This is a genomic window from Pseudomonas sp. BIGb0558 (assembly GCF_024807515.1).
Lineage (GTDB): Bacteria > Pseudomonadota > Gammaproteobacteria > Pseudomonadales > Pseudomonadaceae > Aquipseudomonas > Aquipseudomonas yamanorum_A.
In genome coordinates, this window is the sequence record NZ_JANUEW010000008.1 from 26,243 (window position 1) to 38,597 (window position 12,355).

Consider the following 12,355-nt stretch of genomic DNA (forward strand, 5'->3'; position numbering starts at 1 on the left):
AGCCAGAAGACGGGGAGCCGAGCGCCGTAGGACAAGCCAACGCGCGTATCGGGAAGCTCGCAAGGGAAGGGAGTCGCAGAGGAACAAGCACGCGAGGGGCATCAGCTAGACGCCCACCCGCATCCGGTGTTACTTGTTTTCGAGCAGGGAACGCAGCATCCACGCGGTCTTTTCATGAACTTGCATACGCTGGGTCAGCAAGTCGGCAGTCGGCTCATCGCTGACTTTATCCAACAACGGGAAGATGCCGCGTGCGGTACGGGTAACCGCTTCCTGGCCTTCGACCAATTGCTTGATCATGTCTTCAGCGCTCGGTACGCCCTCTTCTTCCTTGATCGAAGAAAGTCGCGCGTATACCGAGTAGGCACCCGGTGCCGGAAAGCCCAGGGCACGAATGCGTTCGGCAATGGAGTCCACCGCCAGCGCCAGTTCGTTGTATTGCTCTTCAAACATCAAGTGCAGTGTACGAAACATGGGGCCCGTTACGTTCCAATGGAAGTTATGGGTCTTCAGGTAAAGTACATAGGTATCGGAAAGCAGTCGCGAAAGTCCATCAACGATTGATTTACGATCTTCTTCACTGATACCAATATCGATTGCCATGTTTTTCCCCTTCAATTGATAAAAAATTCATTGATCAGGTGCTGGACCACTCTAGCAAGAGTGCCGGCCTTGCGCAGCCCGCACGGGCCTCCCGAGGTGCGGCAAATCGCCCCTTGCAGAGCGAATCTACACAGCAGGCCGGGCTTCACGCCCAGCGAGAAAAATTACCCAACACCTGCGAAAAGGCCTGCACCTGTCTAGGACAAGCGTTTGCCGCAGAAATGCCGTGCCCCTTGTAACAGCCTGAAATGCTTGATTTGAGTAGGCACAGGCTTTGCTGTTAAATAGGCAGCGTGTCGCCACCGTTATTTTTCACGGCAGCGACATAGGCTGATACCCGCGCACGTGCCCAACGCCTCCCATTGTTCAGAAGCGAACCGTGCCAGTCAGCTCTTCCTTGTGATCCGTCTTAACGTGAGTTAATCAAAATGTTGAAAATCGTCCACCTGCTAACGGGCGCAGCAGCTTTGCTGCTGTCCTTTATACCCAGCCTGCGATCAGAAACCCTGCCTTACCTGCAACAACCTGACGCTCTCTACCTGACCTTCTTTGGTCTTCTTAACCTGACACTGGCTCCAGTCATTCCTTACTGGAACAAAGGCCCGCGTCATCAACTGCAAAACCTGGTCAGCGCCCTGCTGGTCCTGGCTGTTGTCGTGCAAACCCTCACCCTGCTGGCGCCTATGCCTGAAGTCGGTGGCCACCCGGCCGTCCTGCTCAGCCTGGCAATAGCACTGATTGCCATCGTTCTTCATCTGGCCATCAGTTTTTACCGCTCCTCCCCGGCCGCTGCGTCGCAAAGCTACGACATGACCAACCGGGATACCGGTACCGTCAAGTGGTTCAACACCTCCAAGGGCTTCGGCTTCATTTCCCGGGATTCGGGCGACGATATCTTCGTCCACTTCCGGGCGATTCGCGGCGAAGGCCATCGCGTCCTGGTGGAAGGCCAGCGCGTGGAGTTCTCCGTGATGAACCGTGACAAGGGCCTGCAAGCTGAAGATGTGATCGCCGCGTTGCCGCGTCGCTGATTCCAGCACCCCGAAAAAAGAAACCGCGATGCAGCCTGGCTGCATCGCGGTTTTTTTATGCCCGGGGATTTCCCCCTGCCTCATTAATAATGAGGCGGTGGCGCTTCTTCCTCGGAGGACTCGAACTGGCCGCCCATTTCTTCCTGGCGCTTGAGTAGCGCCGTCATCTGCATCTGCAGGCGTTCGACCGCCCGTTGCTGGGTAACCAGGATGTCATTGAGGGTCTCGATGGTGTCGTCTTGAAAGGCCAGGCGACTCTCCAGGTCCATCACACGGTCTTGAAGGTCCATGGCTCAAGCCTCCAGGAACGTAAAGTCAGCCGGCAGGATCTCGCGCAGACGTGCACGAATCACCGCCACTTGCTCGTCGCTGTAAGGCTTCGCCGGATGCTTGCCCCAGACCGGCGCCGGCCAGGCGGCGTCGTCGCGCTTGCGTACGATCACATGCACGTGCAGTTGGCTGACAACATTACCCAGGGCGCCAATGTTCATCTTGTCGGCGCCGAAGCCTTCATTCAGCAACTGCGCCAGCGCTGTGCTTTCCTGCCACACCCGCTGCTGGTCAGCGACATCCAGTTGAAACACTTCGCTGATAGCTTCTATGCGCGGCACCAGGATGAACCATGGGTAATTCGAGTCATTGGACAGCAGCAGCCGGCACAGGGGGAAATCCCCGATGGGCAAGGTGTCTTGTTGAAGACGTGGATCTAAGGCGAACACAGCAGTCACTCCCGTTCGGCGGGTCAGGTTTCAGGCGCCCAGCATACCTGCGAATGCCTGGCGCTTCACGGCGAATGCACCGGGCCAAATACGCGCCCTAACAGGACGCCACAAAAAAAAGCGCACCATTTCGAGACAGGCCAATATTTCGGCTACGCTAAATGACCAATGCAACCGAACCTGGTCAAAGTCGGAACACAGAACCCGCTTCAATACCCTGATCCAGAGGGCTTGCAAGGCACAAACAGAGAGTTGGAGCAAAAAACCCGGCCGGGAACAACTGCACCAAAATGACCCATTTGTGCCTCAAAGGGATCCGCCGACTACCCACCGAACGGGGTGAACCGGTAACGTTTTGCCCTGGTGCAGATTTTATGCACCACCGAACAGGAGTACAGCAGGCGAGTCAAGGCCAAACCAAACGGCGTAAAAAGCCCGTGCTTATGCGGTTTTTACAGGGCTTTGACAATTTTCACGAAAAAATCACATTCGGTTTCCGGTTTGTGCACGCTTGTTGCATTCACACCCATATGGTCGACAACAGCACCGGCGGGAAGCAGGTGTTTCGCGACAGAAAACAACAGCGGGTCAATGCTTTTCAGGGAAGTGTTAAAACTTTTAAGGGTGACTTTCCACCCTGATTCCAAGGTTTTAAAACAGTATTGAAGTTGTCAGTTCGGTTACATTCGGACTGTAAATTTGCGACATGGACATAGCAATTTACGACAGGCTCGTAAAGAAGCTGAAAGGATAGATGGGCAAGTATCGCCAATATTGTCAGCGTGATATAAGTTTGCGCCGACACAAAAAAGAAAGAGCCGCCCAGACAAAAATATAGGTGGGACGGCAGTACTCTTCCTAAAACCAAAGGAGCAAATCACGATGCGCGTGATGAAGTGGAGCATGATCGCCCTGGCTGTTTCAGCAGGCACCTCGCAGTTCGCAATGGCGTCCTCCCAGGACGATTCCAAGGGCTTTGTTGAAGACAGTACCTTCAGCATCAACACTCGCCTCCTGAACTTTAGCCGCGACTTCCGTAACAATGACACCGGCAAAAGCCGCGTCGACGAAACCGGCCTGGGCTTCAACGGCCTGTACCAGTCGGGCTTCACCCAAGGCACCATCGGTGTGGGTGTCGACGTGATCGGTCTGTTGGGCGTCAAACTGGACAGCGGCAAGGGTCGTTCCGGTACCGGCCTGTTTCCTACCGGCTCCGACGGTCGCTCGCAGGATGACTACTCCAAAGGCGGCGGCGCAGTTAAGTTCCGTATCTCCGATACGGTCCTGAAAATCGGCGACCAGTACACCACCGCGCCTGTATTCGCTTCCGACGACAGCCGTCTGCTGCCTGAATTGCCACAGGGTATCTCGCTTGTCAGCAACGAGATCAAAGGCCTGAAACTTGAAGGCGGTCACTTCACGTCGAGCGTGGCGCAAGCCCAGACCTACCGCGACAGCCTGGGCCTGACAAAAACCGACTTCATCGGTGGCGTCTACGCCCTGACTCCAGAAGTCAGCGCCAGCCTCTACTACGCGAAGACCGAAGACTACTGGAAGAAAACCTACGCCAACCTGAACTGGACCCATGCGCTTAGCAATGAACAGTCCCTGGCGGTCGACTTCAACATCTACAGCACCAAAAGTGATGGCGCTGGCCTGCAACGGGCTGAGAAAGACGGCACCACCAAACTGGATAACCGTGCATACAGCTTGCAAGGCGCGTACACCATCCAGGCTCACACCTTTACCCTGGCCTACCAGAAGGTTAGCGGTGACGGTGACTACGGCTACGGCGTAGACGGCGGCGGCACGATCTTCCTTGCCAACTCCATCGCTCGTTCCGACTTCAACGCTGAAGACGAGAAGTCCTTCCAGGCTCGCTACGACCTGAACATGGCGACTTTCGGCGTACCAGGCCTGAGCTTCATGACTCGCTACGTTAAAGGTACCGGCGCCAACACCGCCGACACCTCGAACGGTAAAGAGTGGGAACGTGACATCGAAGCCAAGTACGTGATCCAGAGCGGCCCAGCCAAAGACCTGAGCCTGCGCGTGCGTCAAGCCACTTATCGCTCCAGCGATGGTGTGTACTACGGTTCGGCGTCCATCGACGAACTGCGTCTGATCGCACAATACCCGCTGAACATCTTGTAATTGGCAGTTTGATTACAACGATGACTTAGGGCTTCGGCTCTAACTAAAAAGCCGCTCACTTGTTCGCAAGTGAGCGGCTTTTCTATTGCAACTTGATCTCAACAACCACATAACTAGCAAGCTAACTATCTAGTTTAATCCTACACATCAAACCTGACACATCGGACAAGTTTGATCCGCAAGTCACACCCTCACTTCGTAGCGCTTTCCTGCATTACTCGAATAACCCGCTGGGGAAACGGAATATCGATTCCCGCGCCTTTCAAACGATCACGTGCCAGTTCATTGAACATGAACATCACATCCCAATAATCCGAAGTCTTGGTCCAGACTCGCAGGGAAACGGTGATTGAACTGTCGCCCAGGGTCGAAACCACGGCTGCCGGCGCAGGATCAGCCAGTACCCGTGGGTCCTTGGCCAGTTCCAGCAGCACTTCGCGCGCTTTCTGCAGGTCGGCTTCGTAGTCGACACCCACATCAAACACCACTTTGCGGGTCGGCTGACGGTTGGTGTTGGTGATGAGGCCGTTGGACAGGCTGCCGTTCGGGATGATCACCGTCTTGTTGTCGCCGGTGCGCAACACGGTGTGAAAGATCTGGATGCTGTCGACGGTACCGGAAGTGCCCTGGGCTTCGATCCAGTCACCAATGCGGAACGGACGGAACAACAGAATCAGCACGCCGCCGGCGAAGTTCGCCAGGCTGCCTTGCAATGCCAGACCGATGGCCAGGGTAGCGGCGCCAATCGCGGCAACGAACGATGTGGTTGCGACGCCGATCATCGAGGCCACGTTGACCACCAGCATGACCTTGAGCGCAATGTTCGCAAGGCTGGTAATGAAGTGTTGCAACGCCAGGTCAGCATTACGCAGTGCCAGCAAACGCCCCACTCGGTGGGTCAAGACGTTGATCAGCCACCAACCGATGGCCAGGGTGACCAAGGCCAGCAAAAACCGGCTGCCGTATTCCATGATCATCGGTAACCACGACTCCGAGGTCTTGATCAGGTGATCCACTTCAGCGTTCAAATCCATCTACATTCTCCTGTTTACCGGATGCTCGGCATATTGAGTGGCCATAAATGCAATGAGCCCCGTAGGGCTCAATGGTGGGCGCAGGCTCTGGGGCGTGGGACGTCAAAAACGCCCGCAGGTTCCCCAAAGAGCCATCAGTCGCGGAAGTTATTGAACTGCAGCGGCATGTCGAAAGTCTTGGCGCGCAAGGCGGCAATGGCCTCTTGCAAGTCATCACGCTTCTTGCCGGTGATACGCACCTGCTCGCCCTGGATCGCGGCCTGGACCTTGAGCTTGGCGTCCTTGACATGAGCGACGATTTTCTTCGCCAGCTCCTTGTCGATGCCTTCTTTGAACACGACTTCCTGTTTCATCAGCTTGCCGGAGGCATAAGCGTCCTTGATTTCAAGGCACTGTGCATCGATCTTGCGCTTGACCAGCGACAGCTTGAGGATCTCAATCATCGCTTCAAGCTGGAAGTCGGCTTCTGCGGTCAGGTTGACGGCGAGGTCTTTTTCCTTGAACTCGAAGCTGCCCTTGCCCTTCAAGTCATAGCGACGATCCAGCTCCTTGACGGCGTTCTCGACGGCGTTGGTGAGTTCGTGCTTGTCCAGTTCGGATACCACGTCGAACGACGGCATGTAATTTCTCCAATAAAAAGGGGCGCGGCTCAGTAGAGATGGAGCACGCCCAGGCTAAAATGCCCGGGCATTATAGCGGTTCTTTCGCCTCGTTCACTGCGGGCAGCCTTACGGAGTAAAAACTGATGTCGACCACCTGGCATGTCCTCGGTGCTGGCAGCCTCGGAACACTCTGGGCCACCCGCCTGGCCCGTGCCGGGCTGCCCGTACGGCTGATCCTGCGGGACCACGCGCGGCTGGCGAGCTATCAGGCGGCTGATGGACTGACCCTGGTTGAGCAAGGCGTGGCCCACACCTACCCGGTCGTTGGCGAAACCTGCGACAGTCCTGGGCCGATTCATCGCCTGCTGGTGGCGTGCAAAGCCTACGACGCCCAAGAGGCCGTCGCACAGCTTGAACACCGGCTGGCGCCCGACGCCGAACTGATCCTGCTGCAAAACGGCCTGGGCAGCCAGGACGCGGTCGCCGCCCAACTGCCCCAAGCCCGCTGTATTTTTGCCTCCAGCACCGAAGGCGCGTTTCGCGAAAGCGACTGGCGGGTAGTGTTTGCCGGCCACGGTTATACCTGGCTCGGGGACGCGAGCCACCCTACTCCACCGATATGGCTGGATGACCTGCAAGCCGCCGGCATTCCCCACGAGTGGAGCACCGATATCCTCACCCGCCTGTGGCGCAAACTGGCGCTGAACTGCGCAATCAACCCGCTGACCGTGCTGTATGAATGCCGCAATGGCGACCTGCAAGCCCATCAATGCGAGGTCGCCACCCTGTGCGCCGAACTCGCCGAGCTGCTTGAGTGCTGCGGCCAACCGGCTGCCGCACAGGATTTGCAAAACGAAGTGGAGCGTGTGATCCAGGCCACCGCAGCCAATTACTCGTCGATGTACCAGGACGTGGCCAGTGGCCGACGCACCGAAATCAGCTACCTCCTGGGGTACGCCTGCCAGGCGGCGGCTCGCCATCAACTGAGCTTGCCGCACCTGCAGCAACTCCAGGTGCGATTGGTACAGCGACTGTCTGCACGCGGATTGCCCAGCGACTGAAGCACGCGCTACCCTGCCTGCTTGTTCCTTTGCAGCGAAAACCTTGATGCCACTGCGCCAGCGTCTCGAAAATCTACCGGTTGGGCAGAAACTGCTGGCGGCCCTGCTGGTTTTGTTGACCACCGTGTTGCTGGTGGCCAACCTGACCTTTATCAGCGCCGCCTACTGGATCTCCCAGGAAAGCATGGCGCCCCAGGCCTTGCAGGCCATCGGTCGGCTGGTGTCCAACCCGTCACTGTCTGCCGAGGCGCTGGACTCACCGCTCAAGGCACAAACCCTGCTGGATGAACTCACCAGTTATTCGCCATTACGGGCTGCGGCCTTGTATGACGGCGACGGGACACGCCTGGCCCAGTTGCAACACGCCAATCGCCTGCACCTGCCAGACAATTACCAGGAGATTGAAATCTGGCGCGCCACCGAGTTTCGCAGCAATCAAGTGATCACCATTCCCCGGGCCGGCCAACCGTCCGGGCATCTGTTGCTGGTGGCCAGCAGCGAACTGCCGGTGGCGTTCTACACCGGCACCTTCACCGCCAGCCTGGGCATCCTGATTTTCAGCGTACTGCTATGGCTGGTGATTGCCCGGCAGATCAAGCGCCTGATTACCCGGCCGATCCATGAGCTGGAAGAGTTGTCGCGCCAGGTCACCCGGGAAGAGAACTACGCCCTGCGCGCCGGTCGCGGTAACCATGACGAAATCGGCAGCCTGGCCGAAGCCTTCAATACCATGCTCTCGCGCATTGAAGCCCGCGAACAGCAACTCAAGCGCGCGCGGGACGATTCCCAGGCCGCCTACGATCAAGCCCAGGGCCTGGCGGAAGAAACCCGCCACACCAACCGCAAGCTGGAGCTGGAAGTGCAGGTGCGCAGCAAGATCGAGAAAAAACTCACCGGTTTCCAGAATTACCTCAACAGCATCATCGACTCGATGCCCTCGGCGCTGATCGCCCTCGATGAACAGCTCTACGTCACCCAATGGAACCAGGAAGCCAGTGCGCTTTCCGGCACCCGCCTGGACGAGGCGCTGAACCAGCCGATCTTCCTCGCCTTCCAGCCGCTCAAGCCCTTCCTGCCGCAGATCAAGGCCACAGTGGAGCAACACACCGTGGAACGGATCGAGCGGGTAACCTGGGTCAAGGATGACGAGGCCAAACACTACGCCCTGACGTTCTACCCGCTGATGGGCGGTGCCGGGCGCGGCGTGGTGATCCGGATCGACGACATCACCCAGCGCCTGTCCCTGGAAGAAATGATGGTGCAGTCCGAGAAGATGCTCTCGGTCGGCGGCCTGGCCGCCGGCATGGCCCACGAAATCAACAACCCGCTGGGGGCGATCCTGCATAACGTGCAGAACATCCGCCGCCGGCTGTCCAACGAACTGCCTAAAAACCTCGAGCATGCCGAGCAGGTGGGCATTGACCTGGACACGGTCAACCGCTACCTGCAAAGCCGCGAAGTGCCGCAATTGCTCGATGGCATCCAGCAAGCCGGCGCCCGAGCGGCAAAAATCGTCACCCATATGCTCAGCTTCAGCCGCCGCAGCAACCGCCAGATGGCGCCCTGCGACTTGCCGGCCTTGATCGACCAGGCGGTGGAAATTGCCGGCAACGATTTCGACCTCACCGTCGGCTTCGACTTCAAGGGCCAGGCGATCATCCGCCAGTTCGATCCGCAGTTGGGCCCGGTGCCCGGCACCGCCAACGAACTGGAACAGGTACTGCTCAACCTGCTGAAAAACGCCGCCCAGGCGATTCACCAGCGCGAAGACGACAGCGAGCCCGGGCGCATCATCCTGCGTACCCGGCTCAACCCGCCCTGGGCGGAAATCCAGGTGGAAGACAACGGCATCGGCATGAGCGAAAACGTGCGCAAACGCACCTTCGAACCGTTCTTCACCACCAAGGAAATCGGCCAGGGCACGGGGCTTGGGTTATCGGTTTCGTATTTCATCATCACCAACAATCACAAGGGGCAGATGGAGGTCCAGTCGACCCTCGGCCAAGGCACCTGCTTCACCCTGCGGCTACCTTTGGCGGGCAGCCAATTGCCCCCCAACGAACTCACTCAACTGGAGCGCTAACCATGGGCTTTCGCCTGTCGAAGATTTATACCCGTACCGGCGACAAGGGCGAAACCGGCCTGGGCGACGGCCGCCGCGTGCCCAAGGACCATCCACGGGTGGAGGCGATTGGCGAAGTGGATGCGCTGAACAGCCAGCTAGGCTTGTTGTTGGCGGGCCTTGAGGAACAGAGCGGGCAACATCCGGCGCTTAAGGACGTGATCGAAGTACTGACGCCTTGCCAGCATCGACTGTTTGATCTGGGCGGTGAGTTGGCGATGCCCGTGTATAAGGCGCTGAATGCGGCGGAAGTCGACCGTCTGGAAGCGGCGATCGATCGCTGGAATGAAGAGGTCGGGCCGCTGGAAAACTTCATTCTGCCGGGCGGTTCGGCGTTGATTGCCCAGGCCCATGTATGCCGCAGCCTGGCCCGCAGTGCAGAACGGCGGTGTCAGCACCTGAATGCGGTGGAACCGCTGGAAGGCGTGGGGTTGGCGTATATCAACCGGCTGTCGGACTTGCTGTTCGTGGCGGCCAGGGTGATTGCCAAGCGCCAGGGCGTTGCGGAGATTTTGTGGCAGGCGGCCGCAAAGCCGCACTAATGCTTACTGACTGATTGAACCTGTGGTGAGGGAGCTTGCTCCCGCTGGAGTGCGAAGCGCTCCCAATATTTTGGGTCTGCTGCGCAGCCCAGCGGGAGCAAGCTCCCTCGCCACAACAAGCTGCCTTGGCCATTGGCCATTGGCCGAGGTTATGCCTCAAACCTCAGGCCAGAACGCCCGAATCCCCGCCACACCTTGAGCCCCGGCTTCCCAGGCCTTTTCCAGCTCGGCAGGCCCAACCCCACCGAGCAAGAATACCGGCTTGCTGAAACCGCTGATCAACTGCTGCGCCTGCTCCCAACCCAACGGCTGCGCGTCAGGATGAGTCTGCGTCGGCTGCACTGGCGACAGCGTGACGAAATCCACGTCCATCAACTCCGCCAACGCCAGCTCTTCAGCATTATGGCAAGACGCCGCCAACCAACGATCCTTGGGTAAAGGTCGCCCCTTGCTGGCGTACTTGCGCAGTTGCGCCGAGGTCATATGCCAACCGGCCGCGGGGAAATCCCCCAGCCACTCAAACGGCCCCTTGAGCATCAACTGAGCCTTACCCGCACACAGGCCCACGGCGTCCACCGCCAGGTCACGGTACTTGGGGTCGTAACCGTTGGGGGCACGCAACTGAACCAGCTTGATGCCGCCCGCGATGGCTTTTTGAATACCGCGCAACAGCACCGGGGTTTCCAGCTCACCGGGCGTGATGAGGTACTGCGTCGGCAACCGCGCCGCCGCAACGATCGGCGCATTGGCCGCCGGAAACTCATAGTTCGGCAGGTCCCGCGGGGCGACCCATTCAAGGGGCTGGCCTTCGGCACCGTGGGGCTCGCCGGTAAAGGCCGAGACTTCCCAGACATCCAGCAACACCTGCTTGTCCGGGTAATCATGTTGCACCTTGATCAACGGGCGAGCCGTGGTGACCTGGATGCCCAGCTCTTCCTGCAATTCACGGGACAGCGCGGTAGCGACCGATTCATCGGCCTCCACCTTGCCACCGGGAAACTCCCAGAGGCCGCCCTGATGCTGGGTATCGGCGCGGCGCGCCAGCAGAATCCTGCCGTCGACACCCCGGATGACCGCTGCTGCTACATGAACTCGTTTCACCGCACTGTTCCTCTAAACGTAAATCCACCTGTAGGAGCGAGCTTGCTCGCGAAAGTCGTTAACGATAACGCGGGCTTGCTGGTTCAAAGAGGCGCCCTCTGGTTTTTCGCGAGCAAGCTCGCTCCTACAGTGATACCCGCCATACCTGTGTATCAGGTGCGGTATTCCGCGTTGATCTTCACGTACTCGTGGGACAGGTCAGTGGTCCAGATGGTTTCGCTGCACTCGCCGCGACCCAGCTCGATACGGATGGTGATTTCTTCCTGCTGCATCACCGCAGAACCCTGGGCTTCGGTGTACGTCTCGGCACGGGCGCCACGGCTGGCGATGCACACTTCGCCGAGGAACACGTCGATCTTGCTCACATCCAGGTTCGGCACACCGGCACGGCCAACAGCAGCCAGGATACGGCCCCAGTTCGGGTCAGAGGCAAACAGCGCAGTCTTGATCAACGGCGAGTGAGCCACGGTGTAGCCCACATCCAGGCATTCCTGGTGGTTGCCGCCGCCGTTGACTTCAACCGTCACAAACTTGGTGGCGCCTTCGCCGTCACGCACGATGGCCTGGGCCACGTCCATGCAAACTTCAAACACCGCCTGCTTCAAGGCTGCGAAATACGCGCCGTTGGACGAGGTGATTTCCGGCAGGTCGGCCTGGCCGGTAGCGATCAACATGCAGCAATCGTTGGTCGAAGTGTCGCCGTCGATGGTGATGCGGTTGAACGACTTGTTGGCGCCATCGAGCATCAGGTTTTGCAGCACATCGCGGGAGACTTTGGCGTCGGTGGCGATGTAGCCGAGCATGGTCGCCATGTTCGGGCGAATCATGCCGGCGCCTTTGCTGATGCCAGTGACGGTAACGGTCACGCCTTCGTGCACAAACTGGCGGCTCGCGCCTTTTGGCAGGGTGTCGGTAGTCATGATGCCGGTGGCCGCGGCCGCCCAGTTATCCACCGACAGGTCATCCAGTGCAGCTTGCAGCGCGCCTTCGATTTTCTCTACCGGCAGCGGCTCACCGATCACGCCGGTGGAGTACGGCAGCACCTGGCTGGCGTCCACGCCGGTCAGCTCGGCCAGCTTGGCGCAGGTGCGGGCAGCGGCAGCCAGGCCTGGCTCACCGGTGCCGGCGTTGGCATTGCCGGTGTTGGTCAGCAGGTAACGCACCGGGCCTTCAACCCGCTGCTTGGCCAGGATCACGGGAGCTGCGCAAAACGCGTTCAGGGTGAACACACCCGCGACGGTCGAGCCTTCGGCACAGCGCATCACCACCACATCCTTGCGCCCCGGGCGCTTGATGCCGGCCGAAGCGATACCGAGTTCAAAACCGGCAACCGGGTGCAACGTGGGCAAAGGACCAAGACCAACAGCCATGAATGCGCTCCTAAAA

12 protein-coding genes are annotated in these 12,355 nt (G+C 58.9%); 5 read left to right on the forward strand and 7 right to left on the reverse strand.

Going from position 1 to position 12,355, the window contains the following annotated elements:
• Positions 1-129: 129 nt before the first annotated feature.
• Positions 130-603: a Dps family protein gene (locus M2400_RS12650; RefSeq protein WP_003209800.1), complete on the reverse strand. Its 474-nt coding sequence runs from the start codon at positions 601-603 to the stop codon at positions 130-132.
• Positions 604-1,031: 428 nt separating this feature from the next.
• Between M2400_RS12650 and M2400_RS33400 the strand changes: the two genes are divergently transcribed.
• Positions 1,032-1,634, forward strand: coding sequence for a cold-shock protein (locus M2400_RS33400; RefSeq protein WP_177046024.1), 603 nt, complete (start codon positions 1,032-1,034; stop codon positions 1,632-1,634).
• An 83-nt stretch (positions 1,635-1,717) separates the two neighbouring features.
• Here the strand turns inward: M2400_RS33400 and M2400_RS12660 are convergent, their stop codons facing one another.
• The gene (locus M2400_RS12660) at positions 1,718-1,924 is read right to left on the reverse strand and encodes a SlyX family protein (RefSeq protein ID WP_169386128.1); all 207 of its coding nucleotides are present in this window, start codon (positions 1,922-1,924) and stop codon (positions 1,718-1,720) included.
• 3 nt (positions 1,925-1,927) lie between these two features.
• A complete protein-coding gene (locus M2400_RS12665) occupies positions 1,928-2,353 on the reverse strand; it encodes an HIT domain-containing protein (RefSeq protein WP_177046022.1) in 426 nt (141 codons plus the stop codon).
• 882 nt (positions 2,354-3,235) lie between these two features.
• On the opposite strand from M2400_RS12665, the gene M2400_RS12670 reads away from it, so the two are divergent.
• Positions 3,236-4,507 carry an OprD family porin gene (locus M2400_RS12670; protein WP_177046020.1) on the forward strand — a complete coding sequence of 424 codons (1,272 nt, stop codon included), beginning with the start codon at positions 3,236-3,238 and terminating at the stop codon, positions 4,505-4,507.
• 191 nt (positions 4,508-4,698) lie between these two features.
• Here the strand turns inward: M2400_RS12670 and M2400_RS12675 are convergent, their stop codons facing one another.
• Both M2400_RS12675 and M2400_RS12680 read right to left on the reverse strand, forming a co-directional pair.
• Positions 4,699-5,541: a mechanosensitive ion channel family protein gene (locus M2400_RS12675; RefSeq protein ID WP_177046018.1), complete on the reverse strand. Its 843-nt coding sequence runs from the start codon at positions 5,539-5,541 to the stop codon at positions 4,699-4,701.
• A gap of 134 nt (positions 5,542-5,675) precedes the next feature.
• Entirely contained in the window at positions 5,676-6,161 is a 486-nt protein-coding gene (locus tag M2400_RS12680) for a YajQ family cyclic di-GMP-binding protein (protein ID WP_093205682.1), read from the reverse strand.
• Positions 6,162-6,286: 125 nt separating this feature from the next.
• Here M2400_RS12680 and M2400_RS12685 point away from each other — a divergent pair, with 125 nt between their 5' ends.
• The 3 genes from M2400_RS12685 to M2400_RS12695 are packed head-to-tail and all read left to right on the forward strand — an operon-like array spanning position 6,287 to position 9,868.
• Positions 6,287-7,204, forward strand: a complete 918-nt coding sequence (locus M2400_RS12685) for a putative 2-dehydropantoate 2-reductase (protein WP_259196835.1) — start codon at positions 6,287-6,289, stop codon at positions 7,202-7,204.
• A 46-nt stretch (positions 7,205-7,250) separates the two neighbouring features.
• Positions 7,251-9,287, forward strand: a complete 2,037-nt coding sequence (locus tag M2400_RS12690) for an ATP-binding protein (RefSeq protein WP_177120680.1) — start codon at positions 7,251-7,253, stop codon at positions 9,285-9,287.
• Positions 9,288-9,289: 2 nt separating this feature from the next.
• On the forward strand, positions 9,290-9,868 hold the full coding sequence (locus tag M2400_RS12695; RefSeq protein WP_063027599.1) for a cob(I)yrinic acid a,c-diamide adenosyltransferase: 579 nt from the start codon (positions 9,290-9,292) through the stop codon (positions 9,866-9,868).
• 156 nt (positions 9,869-10,024) lie between these two features.
• Here M2400_RS12695 and M2400_RS12700 read toward each other — a convergent pair whose 3' ends face one another.
• Both M2400_RS12700 and argJ read right to left on the reverse strand, forming a co-directional pair.
• The gene (locus tag M2400_RS12700; protein ID WP_259196837.1) at positions 10,025-10,969 is read right to left on the reverse strand and encodes a Nudix family hydrolase; all 945 of its coding nucleotides are present in this window, start codon (positions 10,967-10,969) and stop codon (positions 10,025-10,027) included.
• A gap of 152 nt (positions 10,970-11,121) precedes the next feature.
• Complete coding sequence (argJ, locus tag M2400_RS12705; protein WP_003209777.1) at positions 11,122-12,339, reverse strand: bifunctional glutamate N-acetyltransferase/amino-acid acetyltransferase ArgJ; 1,218 nt, start codon at positions 12,337-12,339, stop codon at positions 11,122-11,124.
• Positions 12,340-12,355: the final 16 nt, after the last annotated feature.

Bases quoted from the DNA above. Each gene is read 5' to 3' on its own strand.
- M2400_RS12650 (WP_003209800.1), bottom strand. From the start codon at position 603: ATGGCAATCGATATTGGTATCAGTGAAGAAGATCGTAAATCAATCGTT.
- M2400_RS33400 (WP_177046024.1), top strand. From the start codon at position 1,032: ATGTTGAAAATCGTCCACCTGCTAACGGGCGCAGCAGCTTTGCTGCTG.
- M2400_RS12660 (WP_169386128.1), bottom strand. From the start codon at position 1,924: ATGGACCTTCAAGACCGTGTGATGGACCTGGAGAGTCGCCTGGCCTTT.
- M2400_RS12670 (WP_177046020.1), top strand. From the start codon at position 3,236: ATGCGCGTGATGAAGTGGAGCATGATCGCCCTGGCTGTTTCAGCAGGC.
- M2400_RS12675 (WP_177046018.1), bottom strand. From the start codon at position 5,541: ATGGATTTGAACGCTGAAGTGGATCACCTGATCAAGACCTCGGAGTCG.
- M2400_RS12680 (WP_093205682.1), bottom strand. From the start codon at position 6,161: ATGCCGTCGTTCGACGTGGTATCCGAACTGGACAAGCACGAACTCACC.
- M2400_RS12685 (WP_259196835.1), top strand. From the start codon at position 6,287: ATGTCGACCACCTGGCATGTCCTCGGTGCTGGCAGCCTCGGAACACTC.
- M2400_RS12690 (WP_177120680.1), top strand. From the start codon at position 7,251: ATGCCACTGCGCCAGCGTCTCGAAAATCTACCGGTTGGGCAGAAACTG.
- M2400_RS12695 (WP_063027599.1), top strand. From the start codon at position 9,290: ATGGGCTTTCGCCTGTCGAAGATTTATACCCGTACCGGCGACAAGGGC.
- argJ (WP_003209777.1), bottom strand. From the start codon at position 12,339: ATGGCTGTTGGTCTTGGTCCTTTGCCCACGTTGCACCCGGTTGCCGGT.